Here is a 19149-nt window from a genome sequence, read left to right as displayed (position 1 = left end):
TGAGTCAGCCCACGACTTCGTGCGGTTCGGGTAGCGGGACCAGGTACGTGGCACCCCAGCCGCCACCGGACTCGAGCTGTGCGATCACTTCGTCGGCGATGTCCCAGGTGAGCACCAGGACGACGTCCGGCCGCGCGGCCCGCAGTTCCTCGATCGGCCGGATCGGGACGCCGCAGCCACCGGGGATCCGCCGACCGTGCTTGCCGGGGGCCAGGTCGACCGTGAATGGCAGCAGGTCGGTGGTGACCTTGCTGAGGTCCAGGAGCACCGGCGCCTTCGAAGGAGCGCCGTACCCGAGCACGGTCCGGCTGGCGGCCTTGTGGCGGGCGAGCTCGTCGTGCAGCACTCCGGCCGCGTGCCACGCGGCCTCCTGGAAGCTGCCGAGCTGAACCTCGTCGGCGATGCCGGCCGCCTCCTCGTCCTCGAGCACCACGTCGACCGACGCATCCGGCTTGGCGTCCGCGGTGTGCCGCAGCATCACCATCAGGCTGCCGCCGAACATCTCGACCTGCTTGACCGACTCGACGGTCAGGCCATGCAGGCCGGCGACGCGCTGCAGTGCCCGCAGGGAGATGTACGACCAGTGGCCGTGCCGGATGGTGTCGAACTGGTTGCCGATGAACAGCGGCAGCAAGTGGTGGAACTCCATCACCAGCAGGCCGCCCGGCGCGAGCCGGTCCGCCCGCAGCTTCAGCAGGTCTCCGAACGCCGGCTCGTGCACGATGCCGTGCACATCGACGACCAGGTTGGCCTTCTCCCCGTCACCGGCCAGCCGGCACCCGGCGGCGTACAGGTGCTGGAGCCAGGAACCGCCGTGGTGGCTGGCGAACTCGAACACCACCCCGCCGGTCAGCTCCGGGTAGTCGGCCAGGATCTCCTTCACCGACTTCTCCGCGTGCGCGATGCTGGTCGCGGACTCGACCGCCAGCGGCTCCTCCGGCAACTGCGGCTCGACCGGGCCGAGCTGGACCAGCGTGCAGTCCCGGCACAGCCACAGCTCGAGCGGCCAGCGCGGATCCGGGCCGGGCGTCTCCGCGGGTGGGAAGTAGTCGGCGCACGGCTGCGCACCCAGGTCCACCACGGGTACGACGTTCTCCCCCGCGCACCCACGACACGTGAAGCTCACTTGCTCATCCCCTCCGGTCACCATGTCAACGTCGCCTTGGCCGTGGTGAACGCCTCCGCGTACGGCGCCCGGCACTCCATGCCGCGCAGCCTGGCCAGCCCGGCGAAGACCTCTTCGTCGAACCAGTCGTGCGGAACCTGCGACGGGTAGGCCTTGTGCAGCCGGGTGATCTTCTCCCGCAGCTGCTCCTCGGTCAGGTCGACGTACAGCCACGGCCGGCCGATGTCGCCGTCCCACTTGGGGATCTCGTAGTGCAGCACCAGGTGGCTGCGCCACACCGTCGGAGCGAGCTCCGCGATCAGGCGGTGGTCCTGGTGCGCGTCAGTGCGGCTCGGGGCCAGCACCAGGTCCGGGCTGCGCCCAGAACCAGTGGTACCGCCGCGGGCCGTTGCCTCGAGCAACTCCTTGGTCTCGTTCCAGAACGCCGGCAGCCGGCCGTCCGGCAGCTCGGCCGAGGTCACGGTCACCTCGCACTCGGGCAGGAACAGCTCCGCGGCCCGCCGGGCCTCGTCGAGTCGCAGCGGACTGCCGGTCGCGATCACGAACTCGGCGGTCAGCTCCGGCACCGACTCGGCCAGCTTGAGCAGCGTGCCGCCGCAGCCGATCTCGATGTCGTCCGGATGCGCGCCCAGGGCCACCAGGTGGACCGGGCGCTCGAGCAGGCCGAGCTGGAACGGCAGCATCAGATCGCCACCACCAGCGTGTCGTCGTCGGACGGCAGGGCCGGCGACTTGTCCAGCACCTGCGAACGCTGCTCCCGGGTCTCGTGGCTCCACAGTGCCCACGGCTTCTTGCCGGACCGGTACAGCTCCTCGAGCTGGCTGCGCTCCTTCAGGGTGTCCATCGGCGCCCAGAACCCGTGGTGCGGGATCGCCTCCAGCCGGCCCATCGCCGACAGCCGGGGGAACGCGTCCCCGACCAGGTCCTCGTCCTCGTGCAGGACGTCGAAGATCTCCTTCTTGATCACGAAGTAGCCGCCGTTGATCCACAGGTTCAGGTCGGCGGCCGACCGCAGGCCGGTGATCCGGGCGTCGGTGCCGAACTCGACCACATGGAACGAGGCCTGCGGCGGGACCGCGAGCAGGCTGGCGGTGATGTCGCTGGTCATCACGTGGTCGACGATCTTGTCCATCGGCGCGTCGGTCAGCACGTCGCCGTAGTTGGCCAGGAACGCGTCGTCGTCCTCCAGGTACGGGCGGACCCGGCGCAGCCGCTCGCCGATCGAGGTGTCGATCCCGGTGTCGACGAAGGTGATCTTCCACTCGCTGATGTCGGAGTCGAGCAGCTCGATCCGCTGCCCGCCCTTGGTCATCACGAAGTCGTTCGACACGGTCTCGTCGTACCGCAGGAAGTACTCCTTGACCGCCGAGCCGCCGAAGCCCAGGCAGAGGATGAACTCGGTGTGCCCGAAGTGCGCGTAGTAGCGCATCACGTGCCACAGGACCGGCCGGTCGCCGATCGTCATCATCGGTTTCGGTGCGGAGTCCACCCCGCTGCGCATCCGCAGCCCGAACCCCCCACAGAAGATCACGACCTTCATTTGGAACTGCCCCTCCCCTATGGCTGTACTGCCGTGTTCAGATCACTTCGAGGCGCGGGATGGGTACGACGAACTTCGCGCCCCACTCCCGTGCGTAGGCCAGCTGGTGGACGATCTCCTCGCGCAGGTTCCACGGCAGGATCACGATGTAGTCCGGCCGTACCTCGGCCAGCCGCTCCGGCGCGTGGATCGGGATGTGCGTCCCGGGCAGGAACATGCCGTGCTTGTGCGGGCTGCGGTCGACGGTGAACGGCAGCAGGTCCTCGCGGATGCCGCAGTGGTTCAGCAGCGTGTTGCCCTTGCCGGGAGCGCCGTACCCGGCGACCGACTTGCCGGCCCGGGCGGCGCCGACCAGGAAGCTGACCAGGTCGGCCTTGATCGCGAACACGTCGTCGGCGAACCCGGCGTGCCCCTCGACCGTGTGCAGCCCGGCGTCCTCCTCGTCCTTCAGAACCTTCAGCACCAGCTCCGACGGCTCCCCCGCCGTCTCGACCGGCTGCGACATCAGCCGCAGCGAGCCGCCGTGGCTGACGAGCTCCTGGACGTCGACCACCTTCAGGCCCGCCTTCTCCAGCGCGGCCGCCGCGGTCTTCAGGGTCAGGTACTGGTAGTGCTCGTGGTAGATCGTGTCGTACTGGCGGCCCTCGATCAGCCGCAGCAGGTGCGGGAACTCGAGCGACACCAGGCCGTCGTCCTTGACCAGCGCCCGCAGGCCCTTGGCGAAGTCGACGATGTCCGGCACGTGCGCGAAGACGTTGTTGCCGACGACAAGGTCCGCCTGGCCGTGCCGGGCGGCCGCGTCCCGGCCGGTCTCCTCGCCGAGGAAGTAGCTCTCGGTCCGGATGCCCTTCTCGTTGGCGATCTCGGCGATGTTCGCGGCCGGCTCGATGCCGAGCACCGGGATACCGAGCGCGACCGCGTGCTGCAGCAGGTAGCCGTCGTTGCTGGCCGCCTCGACGATCAGGCTCTCGGCGCCGAGGTCGAGCCGCTCCTGCATGTCCACGACGAACCGGCGGGCGTGCTCGACCCAGCTGGTCGAGTACGACGAGAAGTACAGGTAGTCGCTGAACACGTCGTCGGCCGCGACGTACGCCGGCAGCTGGACCAGCAGGCAGTTGTCACAGATCCGGACGTGCAGCGGGTAGAAGGTCTCACCGCTGTCGAGCTGGTCGGCCCGCAGGTAGCTCTCGCACGGCGGCGACATCCCCAGGTCGACGAACGTGCGCGTCAACGGCTCGCCACAGAGGCGGCAGGCGACTGGTTCCCCCATCAGTGCTTCTCCTCGAACAGTGGTGCCCCCGGTCCCGGGAACTGGTCATCGGTCTGCCGGCGCAGCTGGTCGTCGACCAGCCCCGCGGACAGCAGCTGCTGGATCCGGCGCAGCCGGACGAACTGGGCGGAGTCGAAGTCCGCCTGGGTCAGGCCGTGCCGCTGGTACGCGGCGGCCAGCTCGTCGACGCCCTTGCGCACCGTCCACTGCAGCCGCAGGTCCGGGAAGGTGTCGTTGAGCTTGGCGAAGTCGACCTTGTAGTTGCGCAGGTCCGGCCCGGCGCCCGCGGCGATCGACAGCGTCGAGCCCGGTACGGCGTCGCGGACCATCTCGGCGATGTCGCGGACCTGGACCACGTCCTCGGACCGGCCGACGTTGAACGCCTCGTCGTGGATCACCTCGCGCGGCGACTCCAGCACCGTCAGGAACACCCGGCTGATGTCCTCGATGTGCACCAGCGGCCGCCACGGCGTGCCGTCGCTCTCCAGCCGGACCTGGCCGCTCGTCATCGCGATCGCGGTCAGGTTGTTCACCACGATGTCCAGCCGCAGCCGGGTGGAGGCGCCGTACGCGGTCGCGTTGCGAAGGTAGGTCGGGCTGAAGTTGTCGTCGGCAAGCTTGGACAGCTCCGCCTCGGCCAGCGCCTTGGTCTCGCCGTACGGCGTGACCGGGAACATCTCGGCGTCCTCGGTGACCGCTTCGGAGCCGGCCGCGCCGTACAGGCTGCAGGAGGAGGCGAACAGGAACCGCTCGACACCGGCGTCCTTGGCCGCGCGGGCGACGTTCAGGGTGCCGTCCAGGTTGACCGAGTAGGTCGCGTCCCGGTTCAGGTGGCCGAGCGGGTCGTTGGACAACGCGGCCAGGCAGACGACGGCGTCGTACCCCTGGAGCTCGGCCGAGGTGACGTCGCGCATGTCGCGCGGCTTGCGGGAGCCGATCGGGTCCGGCCCGCCGAGCAGGTCGCAGCCCTCGTACAGCCCGGTGTCCAGCCCGTCGACCTGGTGCCCGGCGTCCCGCAGGAACGGCACCATCACCGCACCGATGTACCCGCGATCCCCGGTGACCAGAACTCTCATCCGCCCGCTCCTCCGCTCGGCTCTGTCGTCGCTACAACAGATCACCGAGCGAGCGCCGTGATACATCGCCCGCGGATTCGATTCCGGCAAGTCCGGTGTATCAGCGCCCGAGGGTGGCTGCTCCATAGAGGGCTGAGACCAGCAAGGGGAGATCCACGCTCAATTGGGGGGCGTTATGAAGGTTGCCGTATTCGGCTTGGGCTACGTGGGGTCGGTCACGGCGGCTTGCCTGGCCGCCGCCGGCCACGACGTCTGGGGGGTCGATGTCGACACAGCCAAGGTCGGACCGATCACCGAGGGCCACAGCCCGGTGGTCGAACCCGGCCTGGACGAGCTCGTGGCGGCCGGCGTCACCGCGGGCAGACTGCACGCGACCACCGACCCGCGACTGGCCCTGGATGGAGCGGACGTCTCCCTGATCTGCGTGGGAACGCCGTCGACACCGGCCGGCAGCACCGACCTCACCTACATCCGGCGCGCGGTCCGCGACATCGCGGAGGCGGCCGGGGTGGTCGCGCCGCCGGCGTCGGGCTTCCACAGCATCGTCGTCCGCAGCACCGTCCCGCCGGGCACCGTCGACGAGGTCGTCGAGCAGGTCCTGGCCGAGGTGCCCGCCTCCGGCGACTTCACCTTCGGTACGGCGATGTGCCCGGAGTTCCTGCGCGAGGGCTCCGGGCTGGCGGACTTCTACGACCCGCCGTTCGTCGTGGTCGGCACCAGGAACCCGCGGGTCGGTACCGCTCTGACCGACCTGTTCGGCTTCCTCCCGGCAGAGGTGCAGGTGGTCGACGTCCGGACCGCCGAGGCGCTCAAGTACGCCTGCAACGCGTTCCACGCCACCAAGGTCTCGTTCGCGAACGAGATGGGCCGGATCTTTCGGTACTACGGCGTGGACTCGCGGGAGGTCATGCGGCTCTTCGTCCAGGACACCAGCCTCAACATCTCGCCGTACTACCTGCGCCCCGGGTTCGCGTTCGGCGGCTCGTGCCTGCCGAAGGACCTGCGCTCGGTGCTGCACCTGGCCCGGGTCAACGACACCGACCTGCCGCTGCTGGCCGGCACGCTCGCGACCAACGAGCTGACCGTCCGCGACGTGGTGGACCGGGTGGTGGCCGGACCGGGCCGTGAGATCGCGCTGCTCGGCCTGAGCTTCAAGACCGCGACCGACGACCTGCGCGAGAGCCCGAGCGTCGAGCTCGCCGAGCGGCTGATCGGCAAGGGCTACAACCTGCGCATCTACGACGCGATCGTGAACCCGAGCCGGCTGGTCGGCGCCAACCTGCGGCACGTGCGGTCCAAGCTGCCGCACCTGCAGCGGGTGCTCACCGCCGACCCGGTCGAGGCGCTGCGCGGGGCGGACCTGGCGCTGGTCTCGGCGACCGACCCCGCGGCGATCAGCGCGCTGCTCACGACGCCACCGGCCCGGACCATCGACCTGAGCGGCCGGCTGGGCGCCGAGGTCGAGGCGCTGGCCGGATACGAAGGAGTGGGCTGGTGAGCGGTCCGCGCGTCCTGATCATCATCCAGAACCTGTGGGTGCCGTTCGACCGCCGGGTCTGGCTGGAGTGCAAGGCCCTGACGGCCTCCGGGTACGACGTGACCGTGGTCTGCCCCAAGGGCCCGGGTGATCCGTCGTACCAGGTCCTCGAGGGCGTCACCGTGCACAAGTACAAGGCGTACGCGCCCGGTGGCAGCAAGCTCAGCTTCGTGGCGGAGTACGCCTACTCGTTCCTGATGACGCTGCTGCTGGTGCTGCGGGCCCGCAAGGCCGGCAAGTTCCAGGTGCTGCAGGCGTGCAACCCGCCGGACATCTTCTGGCCGATCGCGATCCTGCTGCGCCGCCTGGACCGGACCAAGTTCGTCTTCGACCACCACGACCTGTGCCCGGAGCTGTTCCAGTCCCGCTTCGGCGGTACGACGAGCCCGGCGTACAAGGGCCTGCGCTGGCTGGAGCGGCGGACGCACCGGACGGCGGACCACGTCACCTCGACCAACGACTCCTACCGGCACATCGCGATCACCCGGAGCGGCAAGGCCAACCACGACGTGACCGTCGTGCGAACCGGCCCCGATCCGGAGCGGTTGCGCCGCGGCGCACCGGACGAGTCGGTGCGCCGCGGGCACCGGTACCTGGTCACCTACATCGGCGTGATGGGCCCGCAGGACGGCGTCGACATCGTCGTCAAGGCCGCCGACGTGGTCGTCAACAAGCTCGGCCGCACCGACATCGCGTTCACGCTGATGGGCGGCGGCGACGCCTTCGACGACGTGGTCGCACTGCGGGACGAGCTGGGCCTGCAGGAGCACGTCGAGTTCACCGGCCGGGTGCCGGACGAGACGGTCCGCACGGTGATGTCGACCGCCGACCTCGGCCTGTCGCCGGACCCGAAGAACCCGCTCAACGACGTCTCCACGATGAACAAGACGATGGAGTACATGGCCTTCGAGCTGCCGGTCGTCGCCTTCGACCTGATCGAGACCAAGGTCTCGGCCGCCGAGGCCGCGGTGTACGTCGAGCCGAACGACGTGACCAAGTACGGCCAGGCGATCGTCGACCTGCTGGACGACGAGGTACGGCGCCGCCGGATGGCCCGGTTCGGTCGCGAACGGGTCGAGCAGGTGCTCGCCTGGAAGCACCAGCAGAAGGCCTACCTCGAGGTGTACGACCGGCTCACCGGCCACTCGAGCGTCGTCGGCGAGTTCCCGAAGGCTGCGGGGTCCTGATGTGCGGCATCGCCGGCTGCTACCAGCAGCACGACGGTCTCGCCCTCGCGCAGACCATGAACGACCGGATCGCGCACCGCGGTCCGGACGCCGACGGCGTGTACCGGTTCGAGGACGGTGACATCCGGGCGTACCTCGCGCACCGCCGGCTGTCGATCATCGACCTGTCCTCGGGCGCGGACCAGCCGTTCACCAAGCGCGGCCTGACGATCAGCTACAACGGCGAGCTCTACAACTACAAGGAGTTGCGCGCCGAGCTGGCCCGGGCCGGGGTGGCGTTCCGGACGCACTCCGACACCGAGGTGGTGCTGGAAGCGTGGCGCCGCTGGGGTCCGGCGGCGCTGTCGCGGTTCCGGGGCATGTTCGCGTTCGCGATGCTCGACGAGGACAGCGGCAGCCTGTTCCTGGCCCGCGACCCGCTCGGCATCAAGCCGCTGTACTTCCTGCGCCGGCACGGCGGCGTCATCTTCGCGTCCGAGCTGAAGGCGCTGGTCGCCGCGATCGGGCCGGAGCTGCGGACCGATCCCGGCGCGCTGATCTCCTCGATGCTCTACTACTGGCTGCCCGAGCAGCGCTGCGCGATCGACGGCGTGGAGAAGCTCCCGCCGGGCTCGTGGTCGGAGTTCCGGCCGGACGGCAGCAGCCGGCACGAGACGTACTGGCGGGTGACCGACGTCGCCACCGAGGCGGCCGCCGGCCCGCCCGCCGACCTGCGCACGGTCATCGAGGAATCGGTCGCCGCGCACCTGGTCGCCGACGTCGGGGTGTCGACGTTCCTCAGCGGCGGTCTCGACTCCAGCCTGGTCACGGTGCTGGCCAAGCGGCTCGACCCGGGAATCGACTCGTACACGATCACCTTCCGGGCGCAGGACCAGCGGCTCGAGGCGATGCCCGACGACGCGATCTACGCCCGCAAGGTGGCCCAGCAGTTCGGCATCGACCTGCACGAGATCGAGATCGCGCCCGACGTGGTGGACCTGCTGCCCCGGATCGTCGACGTACTGGACGAGCCGATCGGCGACCCGGCCGCGATCAACACGCTGCTGATGTGCGACGCCGCCCGCGACGCCGGGGTCAAGGTGCTGCTGTCCGGGATGGGCGCCGACGAGTTGTTCGGCGGCTACCGCAAACACCTCGCCTGCGTGATGGGAGCGCAGTACCAGCGGCTTCCCGGCGTCCTGCGGAACGGGCTGATCGGCCCCACGGTCCGGCGGCTGCCGGTGACCGTGAACGGCCGCGGCCTGCGGTACGCGCGCTGGGCGAAGCGGTTCCAGACCTTCGCGGACCTGCCCGAGGAGACCGCGTTCCGGCGCAGCTACACGATGTACGACGGCGACCAGCTGGCCGGACTGCTCAGCCCCGACCTGGAGCCGTACGTCGGGAAGCTGCTCTCCGAGCACAGCGACATCTACCACGACACCACGCTCGACGACCACGTCAACCGGATGTGCCTGGCCGACGCGCGGATGTTCCTGCCCGGCCTGAACCTGGCCTACACCGACCGGTCCAGCATGGCCGCGTCGACCGAGGTCCGGACGCCGTTCGTGGACCCGATCGTCGCGCGGGCCGCGTTCTCCATCCCGGGCAGCGCGAAGATCCACCGGCGGCAGGGCAAGCTCGCGCTGAAGAAGGCGGCCGAGGCCTGGTTGCCGAAGGAGATCATCTACCGGCCGAAGGCGTCGTTCAGCGCGCCGCTGCGGGCCTGGGTCCGCAACGACCTGCGCGAACTGGTGGACGACGTGCTCCTGCGTGGCGAGCTGGTCGGCAGCGGTTTCCTGCAGCAGGCCGCCGTACAGCGTCTGGTCGACGACGAGCGGGCCGGGCGTGAGGACTACTCCAAGCAGATCTGGCAGCTGCTGACGCTCGAGACCTGGACCCGGCACATGCGCTCCCTGGGCGTGACCATCACCTCCTTGTGAAGGACGACATGAAACAGGTTGCACAGAACTACAAGTCCGGTGAGCTGGCGGTGCTCGACGTGCCGCCGCCCACCTGTGCGCCCGGTGGCGTGCTGGTCCGCTCGCTCTACTCGCTGATCTCCACCGGTACCGAGCTGATGAAGGTCGGCGAGGCCAAGCTGTCGATGCTCGGCAAGGCGCGGGCGCGGCCGGACCAGGTGAAGAAGGTGCTGGACTCGGTCGCCCAGCAAGGTGCGCTCAACACCTACAAGAAGGTGATGAACAAGCTCGACTCGTACACGCCGCTGGGCTACTCGCTGTGCGGTGTGGTCGTCGAGGTCGGCGCCGGAGCCGAGGAGTTCAGCGTCGGCCAGCTGGTCGCTGCCGCGGGCAACGAGTTCGCCTTGCACGCGGAGTACAACTGGGTGCCGGTCAACCTGTGCGTTCCGGTGCCGGACGGCGTGCCCCCGGAGCAGGCCGCGTTCTCGACCGTGGGTGCGATCGCGATGCACGGCGTACGGCAGTCGGAGGTGCAGCTCGGCGACACGGCGGTGGTGATCGGACTCGGCCTGGTCGGACAGCTCGTGGTGCGGCTGCTGGTCGCGGCCGGCGTCCGGGTGTTCGGCATCGACACGGTCGAGGACCGGTGCCGGATGGCGGAGAAGGCCGGCGCGCTGCACTGCTCGTCGGCCGACGAGGCGGGCATCGCCGTACTCGAACGGTCGCTGCTGGAGGCGTCGAACGGGCTGGGCGCGGACCACATCCTGCTCGCCGCCGGCGGTCACTCCAACGGCCCGGTCGAGACCGCGGCGCGGCTGGCGCGCGACCGCGCCCGGGTCGTCGACATCGGCAAGACCAAGCTCGACCTGCCGTGGAACGCCTACTACGACAAAGAGCTCGACGTCCGGTTCTCCCGCTCCTACGGCCCCGGCCGGTACGACGACCGCTACGAGCTCGAAGGCATCGACTACCCCGCCGGCTACGTCCGCTGGACCGAACGCCGCAACCTCGAGTGCTTCATCGACCTGATCGCCCGCGAACAGATCGACGTAGGCTCCCTGGTAGCAAGAGTCTTCCCCATCGCAGACGCCACCGAGGTCTACCAACAACTCTCGTCAGGCGCCTTCCCCGGTGTCGGGTTCTTGTTCGAGTACCCGGATGTTCCACACCAGGAAGCCGCTCCTCGAACACCGTCGGTTGCCCGACCGGCAAGCCCAACCACTGGTTCTGTTCGGTTGGGGTTTGTGGGCGCCGGCAACTACGCGTCTTCGATGCTTCTTCCGCACCTGCAGAAGAACGAGGATGTTGCGCTGGCTCATGTCGCGACCAACAAGTCGTTGTCGGCGGCGAATGCTCAGCGGCGGTTCGGGTTTGAGCAGATCTCGACGGATGCCCAGGCTGTGTTGTCGGACGAGTCGCTGGATGCGATCTTCGTGGTGACCCGGCACAGCACGCACGCGGACCTGGCGTGCAAAGCGCTCGAGACCGGGAAGGCCGTGTTCGTCGAGAAGCCGTTGGCCTTGAACGACGAGGACCTGGACCGGATCGTCGCGACCGTGGACGCAACCGGCAACGACCGCTTGATGGTCGGGTTCAACCGCCGGTTCGCGCCGCTGCTGACCGACCTGCGCGAGCGCTTCGGCACGCCCGGCGGCGGCTCCTCCCTGCGCTACCTGGTGAACGCCGGCCGGCTGGACCCGTCCAGCTGGTACCTGGACCAGGACAAGGAAGGCAGCCGGTTCGGCGGCGAGGGCGGCCACTTCATCGACACGGTGAGCTGGTGGCTCGACAGCCTGCCCACCGAGGTGTACGCCGTACCCGGACCGGACGCCGGCGACGTGATCGTCAGCCTGCGGTTCGCGAACGGGTCGGCCGCCACGATCAGCTACGTCGGCGGCGGCAACTCGCGGTTCCCGAAGGAGACGCTGGACATCACCGGTGGCGGCCGCAACGGCCGGCTGGACAACTTCCAGAGCGCGTCGGTGTGGGCGGGCCGAAAGCCGTCGACCCGCAAGGCTCGCGGCACCGACAAGGGCCAGCGAGTCGAGCTGGAACGCTTCGTCCAGGCGGTGAAGACCGGTGGACCGATGCCGATCCCGTTCGACTCGCTGGTCGCCACCACCCGCGCGACCATCGCCGTCGACCGCAGCATCGCCAGCGGCAAGCCGGAGGCCGTATGAGCCGCCAGCCCTTGGGTTGGTACGTCCGCCGCCTGCGCCGGATGTCCCCCACCGAGCTGGCCTGGCGAACGCGTGACCACGTACGGCGTACTGCCTGGGCCTACCAGCAGGTCCGGCCCGGGCAGGACGCCGACATCCAACTGCCGCTGCGCAAGGAGCTGACCTTCCCGGCCGTGCTGCCGCCGCACGCCGCCGACGGCGTGCCGGACGCGGCGCGTACGGCGGTCATCGAGACCGCCGACGCGATCCTGGCCGGAAAGCTCGAGGTGCTCGGCGTCGACCGGACCGACCTGAAGGCGCCGGACTGGTTCCGCGACCCGACCACCGGCCGCCGGTCGGACCCGGCGGAGTACACGTTCAAGCTCAACCACCGCAACGAGGACCTGGTCGGGAACATCAAGCAGGTCTGGGAGCTGTCCCGGCACCACCACCTGACCCAGCTCGCCGCAGCCTGGTACCTGACCCACGACGACACCTACGCGGACCGCGTCGCCGACCACCTGAACGACTGGTGGCGGTCGAACCCGTTCCTGTCCGGGGTGCACTGGGCCAGCGGGATCGAGATCGGCATCCGGCTGATCAGCTGGGCCTGGATCCGGCGGCTGCTCGACGACTGGCCCGAGGTCACCGACCTGTTCGAGCACAACGAGCTGGCGCTGCGGCAGCTCTACTGGCACCAGCGCTACCTGGCCGCCTTCGAGAGCCGGGGCTCGTCGGCGAACAACCACGTGATCGCGGAGGCCGCCGGCCAGCTGATGGGCGCCTGCGCGTTCCCCTGGTTCACCCAAAGCGACAAGTGGCGCGCGAACGCGGCTGAGCTGCTGGAGCGCGAGCTGGACGCCAACACCTTCCCTTCCGGCGTCAACCGCGAGCTTGCGACCGACTACCACCGCTTCGTCTCCGAGCTCGGCCTGTACGCCGCTCTGGAGGCGGACAAGGCCGGTCATCCGTTGAGCGGGCAAACCTGGGCGCTGCTGACCCGGACTGTCGACGTGGCCGCGGCCATCGTCGACAACACGCTGCGCCCACCACGCCAGGGCGACGACGACGAGGGCATGGTCCTCGTCCTCGACCCTCCCGACGTCCACAGCTGGTCGGCGTTCCTCTCGCTCGGCGCCGCGGTCGTCGGCCGCGCCGATTGGTGGCCGGACAGTCCGCAGACGGCGACCGCCGTACTGGCGGGGAGTCTGGTCCACGGTGCGCAGCCGCATCGGCCGGCGCAGCGCCCGGACCACTTCGCCGACGCCGGGATCACGATCCTGCGTAGTCGCGACGCAGGTCCGGAGATCTGGTGCCGCTGTGACGCGGGGCCGCACGGGTTCCTGTCCATCGCGGCGCACGCGCACTGCGACGCGCTCTCGCTCGAGGTCCGGGTCGGCGGCGTCGACATCCTGGCCGACCCGGGGACGTACTGCTACCACGGCGAGGAGGAGTGGCGGAACTACTTCCGCTCCACGATCGCCCACAACACCGTCGAGGTCGCCGGCGCCGAACAGTCCGTCTGGGGCGGCCCGTTCCTCTGGCTGCGCGGCGCGACGGGCAAGGTACGGCGGTACGCCGCCGATGGTGACGTGGTCACCTGGGACGCCGAGCACGACGGCTACCGGTCCGGCGACACCCCGATCACTCACCGGCGGACCGCCGTACTGGATGAGGGCGTGCTGCGGGTCGAGGATCAGCTGGACGGGACGGCCGGCGTACGGATCGCGTGGCATCTCGGCCCGGAGGTGACGGTCGAGCTGGACGGCGCGACCGGGCGGCTGAAGTGGCCGAACGGGTCCGCGATGGTCGAGTTGCCGGCCGGGTTGAGCTGGACCGCGCACTGTGGTGGTGACGATCCGTTGCTCGGCTGGTACTCACCGCGATTCGGCCGCAAGGTGCCGATCACCACGCTGGTCGGCTCCGGGGTGCTCGGACCGGACTCCCCCGCGATCAGCAGGTTTCACTTCCGGTCCTGACCGGAGTCTTGCTGTATCACCTCCGGTTTCGGCCCCTCTATTACTCCGAACCGATCGTGACGTTCGACTGGAGGAGCGGGGCCTGTGAGTGCACAGCAGCTCGACGTCAAGAAATCCTGGCGTGCCATCCGGCGGCACCGCCTCATCGTCGCCGCCGTGGCAGCGGTTGGCCTGCTCGGCGGGGTGGGCTACGGCCTGCTGGTGCCGCCGTTGCACACGGCCACCTCGCTCGTCGTGCTGCCTCCACCGCCCGCGGCGGACCCGGAGAAGGCCGAGGGCACGCAGAGTATCGAGACCCAGGTGTTCATCGCCGGGAGCGAACCGGTGCTGAAGAGCGCCGGCCAGAACCTGAGCCCGGCGCTGTCCACCAAGGTCGTGCGGGCGCGGGTCAAGGTGACGGCGTTGACCGACGACGTCATCAAGATCGACGCCAAGGGCGAGTCGGCCGCGCAGTCGATGCGGCTGGCGAACGCGGTCTCCGAGGTCTACCTGGTCTTCATCACCACCGACCAGGTGCTGCCCGGCGACCTGGGAAAGAAAACGGGGGCACGGGTGCTGGAGCAGGCGACGACCGCGCGGGGTGGCAACCTCGCGGTCCATCTGGGGATCTGGGGACTGCTCGGCGCGCTGATCGGCGCCGTCGCGGGCTCGATCGGAGTACTTGCCAAGGTGCGCGGCGACCGCCGGCTGCGGTTGCGCGACGAGATCGCCGACGCGGTCGGACTGCCGGTGCTGGCGTCCGTCTCGTCGTACCGGGCGACTGACGTGTCCGACTGGGCCTATCTGCTGGAGCACTACTCGCCGACCGCGGTCGAGGCGTGGAGCCTGCGCAAGACGCTGCACCACCTCGACCTGGACCTGAAGGGCGGCTCCCAGCAGTCGCTGACGGTCATCTCGTTCGCCGACGACGAGAAGGCGCTCCCGCTCGGCCCGCAGCTGGCCGCGCTCGCGACCTCGATCGGTATCTCGACCTCGATCGTGGTCGACACGCACCAGGAGCCGGCCGGGAAGGTTGCCCTGGACATCCACCTGGTCGTGGTCGACCGGGACGCCCCGCACCTGGCCGGCACCACCCGGACCACGCGCACGATCGTCGCGCTGTCGGCGGGCATGGTGACGGCCGAGGAGCTCGCCCGGCTGGCCGTCGCGGCCGCGGCCGACGACCGCATCATCGACGGCCTGGTCGTCACCGACCCCGACCCGTCGGACCGCACCATCGGCCGGGTCTCGCAGTCCATCCGCTCCGGATCGCGGCTGCCCACTCTCCTCACCGGGACCACCGCGAGGAGGACCAAGTGAGCAACCAGCCCTACAACCAGCCCGTCGCCACCGATCCCGGCTGGACCGACGACGACGGCCTGTTCGCGACCGAACCGACGAACGCCTACCCACCGGACAGCCTGGTCACCTTCCGCTTCCTGCGGGACGCCCTGCGCCGGCACCTGCGGATCTGGCTGATCCTGGCCGCCATCGGCCTGCTCGGCGGTCTGGGATCGACGTACGTCCTGCCCCAGCCGCAGGTGTCCGCGACCCGGCTGGTGCTGACGCACAAGGACGGCGAGGACCCGGCCAAGGCGATGGCCACGGATGTCAGCCTGGCGACCACGCACACGGTCGCGCAGCGGGTGATCGACCTGCTCAAGCTGCCGGAGACGCCGGACGATCTGCTGAAGCGGTACACCGCGGCCAACAAGACCGACCGGGTGCTGGAGATCGCCGTACGGGCCAAGACGACCGACGAGGCGACCAGGCAGGCCACGGTCATCGCCCAGGTGTTCCTGATCTTCCGCAAGGAGCAGATCGCGCTGCAGGACGGCCCGCTGCGCCGCGACCTGAGCGCTGCGAACTCGGCGGTCTCGGTGGCCGAGGCGGCGGTCCGGGCGGCCGGCGACAACCCGGACGAGCCGGCCCGGCCGAACAGCACGCAGATGGTCCGGCTCGGCGTCGCCCGGGACCGGCTGCAGTACGTCCGTCAGCAGATGCTGGACCAGGAGGTGCAGGCCTCCCGGATGAACAGCAGCCGGATCCTCGACGTGGCCGCGCCGGTGCCGGTGTCGGCCAAGCGGACGCTGGCGATCAACGCCGGCACCGGGCTGATCGCCGGCCTGTTCATCGGCATCGCCTTCGTGATCGTCCGGGCGCTGATCTCCGACCGGCTGTGGAAGCGGCAGGACATCGCCGGCGCCCTGGGCGCGCGGGTCCGGCTGAGCAGTCCGCGGCCGTCCCGTTTGCAGTTGCTGCCGTTCCCGCGCTACCTGCGCCCGTCCCAGCGGCGGAACCCGGAAGTCCGGCTGATGGTGCAGCACCTCGGTCAGCGGATCTTCTGGGGTGAACGGCCCACGCCGGCCACTGTCGTGGTCAGCGTCGACGACGCCCGCACCTCCGCGCTGGTCGTCGCCGCGCTGGCGGTCTCGCTGGCCGAGGAGGGCAAGCACGTCCTGGTGGCCGACCTCAGCGAGACGCGGCTGCTGGCGATGATGCTCGGCGTCAAGTCGCCGGGAACGCGCGAGTCGCGGTTCAGCGAGCCGCAGCGGCGGATCGACGTACACCTGCCCGATCCGGACGGCGGGCCGGCGCAGGGTTGCTACCTGCGGCTGAGCGAGACGAGCCGGCCGGAGAGCAGCGGTGACATCGCGCTCGACGCCGCCTGGGAAGTCGCCGACGTGGTGCTGACGCTGGCCACGCTGACGCCGGAGCTGGGCGCGGACCACCTGGGCACGTGGGCTTCGCACGCCGCGGTCGTGGTGACCGCCGGCCGTTCGACCACGGCCAAGATCCAGGCCACCGGCGAGATGCTGCGGCTGGCCGGGCTCGAGATCGACACCGCCGTCGTGCTGCGGCCGGACCGGACCGACGAGACCGTCGGCGTCGCCGAGGCCGAGGCCGCCCCCGCGCGGAACGTGGACGTGGAGATGTTCGGACGATGAGCACTGGGCTCAGCGAACGACTGGCGACCCGGATCGGCCGCCGGCCGACCCGGCGGGTGGTCGCGCCCGAAGTTCGCCGGCGTCGCCGCGTCCAGCTGGTCTGGGGCCTGCTGGTGCTGAACGTGATGACGTTCTTCGCCGGTGCGCCGTACCTGCTCCCGATCCCGGGCATGATCGGCAAGCTCATCGCGCAGGGCGCCCTGGTGGCGGCCCTGGTGCTGGTCCTGACGGTCAACCGGCCGGTCCGGGTCCGGCCGAGCGTCTTCATCTTCCTGCTGCTTCTGCTGGCGTCGGAGGCGTTGCTGGCCAGCATCCGGGCCGAGTTCCTCTTCGGCGCGCTGTTCCGGGCCGGCCGGCTGCTCACGTTCGCGATGGTGCTGTGGCTGCTGACGCCGTGGTGGAACCGGCGCGACCTGCTGCTGGTCCGGACGCACCTGATCGTGCTGTGGTGCATCCTCGGCACGGCCGTGCTCGGTCTCCTGATCTCGCCGGGCACCGCGATGTTCGAGAACCGGCTGCACGGAATCCTCTGGCCGATCCCGCCGACCCAGGTCGGGCACTACGCCGCGGTGGCGACGGGCCTGACGATCGTGCTGTGGTTCTCCGGACTGCTGAGACGCAGTGTCGCGTTGGTCAGCGTGCTGGTGGCCGTCCCGGTGCTGCTGCTGACGCACACCCGGACCGCGCTGGTCGCGCTGCTGGCCGGCGTGCTGATCGCCGGGCTGAGCCTGTTCACCGCACGCACCCGGGCCCGCCGGTTCCTGGCGATCGGCGCCGTCGTCTTCACCGTCGGAGCGCTGACCCTCGGCTCGGTGGTGGCGACCTGGCTGGCCCGCGGGCAGGACTCCGACGAGGTGACCGAGCTGACCGGGCGCCGGGCGGTCTGGGAGTCGATCCTGGCCACGCCGCGCTCGACCTTCGAGACCCTCTTCGGGTTCGGCCTGTCCAACAAGTCGTTCAACGGGCTGCCGATCGACAGCAACTGGCTCGGCACGTACTACGACGTGGGGCTGGTCGGGGTGGCGATCACGATCATGCTCGTGCTGTTCGTGCTGACCGCGGCGTGGTTCCGGCCCCAGGGACCGCAGCGGGCGCTGGCGCTCTTCCTGGTCGCCTACTGCGTGGTCGCGTCCTTCACCGAGAGCGGTCTGAGCGAGGCCTCGCCGTACCTGCTCGAACTGACGCTGGCGGCGTCGCTCGTGTACAACGTGACCACCCGTGAGGGAGCGCGATGAAGATCCTGCTGGTGCACAACAGGTACCGGTCGACCGCTCCGAGCGGCGAGAACCGGGTGGTCGACCAGGAGAGCGCGGCGCTGGCCGAGGCCGGGCACGAGGTCCGGCACTTCGAGCGGTTCAGCGACGAGATCGAGGAGTGGCCGGCCTGGCAGAAGGCCACGCTGCCGGCCCGGGTGGTGTGGAACCCGGCCAGCAGGCGCGACCTCGCCGCGGAGCTCGAGCGCTTCCGGCCGGACGTCGTCCACGTGCACAACACGTTCCCGCTGCTCAGCCCGTCGGTGCTGTACGCCTGCCGCGACGCGGGTGTGCCGGTCGTGATCACGCTGCACAACTACAAGCTGCTCTGCGCCAGCGGCGACTTCTTCCGCGACGGCGCGGTCTGCCACGACTGCGCCGGCGGCAACCCGCTCCCCGGCGTGAAGCACGGTTGCTACCGCGGCTCCAAGCTTGCGACCGCGACCACCGTGCTCAACACCCGCGGGCACCGGCGGACGTGGCGCGACCTGGTCTCGGCGTACGTCTTCATCTCCGAGTCCCAGCGCCAACTGCTGGGCGGGATGGACTTCGACCCGCACCGCTCGTTCGTCAAGCACAACATGGTCCCGTACGACGGACCACTCGGCGGCACCCGCGACCGGCAGGTCAGCTACGTCGGCCGCCTGGACGCGGCCAAGGGGGCGCCGCTGCTGATGAAGGGCTGGGACGCGTACCGGGCGATCGCCGGGGACGATGCCCTGCAACTCGTCGTCGCCGGCGGCGGGCCGCTGCAGGACGAGGTGACCGCCTGGGCCGCCGAGCGGCCGTCGGTCCAGCTGGGCGGCCTGATGAGCAAGCAGGAGGTCTTCGAGCTGATCAGCCGGTCCCGAGCCGTCGTCCTGCCGTCGGAGTGGGAAGAGACGTTCGGGCTTGTCGTGGTCGAGGCGATGGCGGTCGGGGTGCCGGTGCTGGCGTCCGGTCACGGCTCGTTCCCGGACCTGGTCGAGCACGAGGTCGACGGCATGTTGTTCGAGCCCGGCCGGCCGGACGCGCTGGCCAAGCTGCTGCTCGACGTCGACACCACGCCGGACCGGTACGAGGAGCTCGGCCGCCGCGCCCGCAAGAGCTACGAGGAGAAGCACCAGACAGCGCACAACCTCGAGCAGCTGCTCGAGATCTACCGGTTCGCCATCCGTCACCCGGCCTCGGCCCAGCGCTGAGTCCCCGGGACCAATT

Annotated in this window: 14 protein-coding genes; 9 read left to right on the top strand and 5 right to left on the bottom strand. The window is 70.0% G+C overall.

The window, feature by feature from the left end; genetic code table 11:
• Window positions 1-4: 4 nt before the first annotated feature.
• The 5 genes from ACWCOV_RS17665 to ACWCOV_RS17645 are packed head-to-tail and all read right to left on the bottom strand — an operon-like array spanning window position 5 to window position 5012.
• Window positions 5-1126 carry a class I SAM-dependent methyltransferase gene (locus ACWCOV_RS17665; RefSeq protein ID WP_449830327.1) on the bottom strand — a complete coding sequence of 374 codons (1122 nt, stop codon included), beginning with the start codon at window positions 1124-1126 and terminating at the stop codon, window positions 5-7.
• A 17-nt stretch (window positions 1127-1143) separates the two neighbouring features.
• Window positions 1144-1809: a PIG-L deacetylase family protein gene (locus ACWCOV_RS17660; RefSeq protein ID WP_449830326.1), complete on the bottom strand. Its 666-nt coding sequence runs from the start codon at window positions 1807-1809 to the stop codon at window positions 1144-1146.
• Complete coding sequence (locus ACWCOV_RS17655; RefSeq protein ID WP_449830325.1) at window positions 1809-2666, bottom strand: glucose-1-phosphate cytidylyltransferase; 858 nt, start codon at window positions 2664-2666, stop codon at window positions 1809-1811. The genes ACWCOV_RS17660 and ACWCOV_RS17655 overlap by 1 nt, the downstream gene beginning before the upstream one ends.
• Before the next feature lie 37 nt (window positions 2667-2703).
• A complete protein-coding gene (locus ACWCOV_RS17650) occupies window positions 2704-3936 on the bottom strand; it encodes a methyltransferase domain-containing protein (protein WP_449830324.1) in 1233 nt (410 codons plus the stop codon).
• Entirely contained in the window at window positions 3936-5012 is a 1077-nt protein-coding gene (locus ACWCOV_RS17645) for an NAD-dependent epimerase/dehydratase family protein (RefSeq protein ID WP_449830323.1), read from the bottom strand. Before ACWCOV_RS17645 ends, ACWCOV_RS17650 begins: the two co-directional genes overlap by 1 nt.
• A 175-nt stretch (window positions 5013-5187) precedes the next feature.
• On the opposite strand from ACWCOV_RS17645, the gene ACWCOV_RS17640 reads away from it, so the two are divergent.
• From ACWCOV_RS17640 to ACWCOV_RS17600, 9 genes are all read left to right on the top strand, one after another.
• Entirely contained in the window at window positions 5188-6510 is a 1323-nt protein-coding gene (locus ACWCOV_RS17640; protein ID WP_449830322.1) for a UDP-glucose dehydrogenase family protein, read from the top strand.
• Window positions 6507-7736: a glycosyltransferase family 4 protein gene (locus ACWCOV_RS17635; RefSeq protein WP_449830321.1), complete on the top strand. Its 1230-nt coding sequence runs from the start codon at window positions 6507-6509 to the stop codon at window positions 7734-7736. Before ACWCOV_RS17640 ends, ACWCOV_RS17635 begins: the two co-directional genes overlap by 4 nt.
• Window positions 7736-9655 (top strand): asparagine synthase (glutamine-hydrolyzing), encoded by a 1920-nt coding sequence (asnB, locus tag ACWCOV_RS17630; protein WP_449830320.1) that lies wholly within the window; start codon window positions 7736-7738, stop codon window positions 9653-9655. Before ACWCOV_RS17635 ends, asnB begins: the two co-directional genes overlap by 1 nt.
• An 8-nt stretch (window positions 9656-9663) precedes the next feature.
• Complete coding sequence (locus tag ACWCOV_RS17625) at window positions 9664-11814, top strand: bi-domain-containing oxidoreductase (RefSeq protein ID WP_449830319.1); 2151 nt, start codon at window positions 9664-9666, stop codon at window positions 11812-11814.
• On the top strand, window positions 11811-13772 hold the full coding sequence (locus ACWCOV_RS17620; protein ID WP_449830318.1) for an alginate lyase family protein: 1962 nt from the start codon (window positions 11811-11813) through the stop codon (window positions 13770-13772). Before ACWCOV_RS17625 ends, ACWCOV_RS17620 begins: the two co-directional genes overlap by 4 nt.
• 84 nt (window positions 13773-13856) lie before the next feature.
• On the top strand, window positions 13857-15071 hold the full coding sequence (locus tag ACWCOV_RS17615; protein WP_449830317.1) for a Wzz/FepE/Etk N-terminal domain-containing protein: 1215 nt from the start codon (window positions 13857-13859) through the stop codon (window positions 15069-15071).
• On the top strand, window positions 15068-16699 hold the full coding sequence (locus ACWCOV_RS17610) for a hypothetical protein (RefSeq protein ID WP_449830316.1): 1632 nt from the start codon (window positions 15068-15070) through the stop codon (window positions 16697-16699). The genes ACWCOV_RS17615 and ACWCOV_RS17610 overlap by 4 nt, the downstream gene beginning before the upstream one ends.
• Window positions 16696-17934, top strand: a complete 1239-nt coding sequence (locus tag ACWCOV_RS17605; protein ID WP_449830315.1) for a hypothetical protein — start codon at window positions 16696-16698, stop codon at window positions 17932-17934. The genes ACWCOV_RS17610 and ACWCOV_RS17605 overlap by 4 nt, the downstream gene beginning before the upstream one ends.
• Entirely contained in the window at window positions 17931-19133 is a 1203-nt protein-coding gene (locus tag ACWCOV_RS17600; RefSeq protein ID WP_449830314.1) for a glycosyltransferase, read from the top strand. Before ACWCOV_RS17605 ends, ACWCOV_RS17600 begins: the two co-directional genes overlap by 4 nt.
• Window positions 19134-19149: the final 16 nt, after the last annotated feature.

It is taken from the genome of Kribbella sp. NPDC002412 (assembly GCF_053592935.1).
Note: the sequence above shows the minus strand (reverse complement) of the source record. Positions and strands in the feature narration are given on the sequence as shown.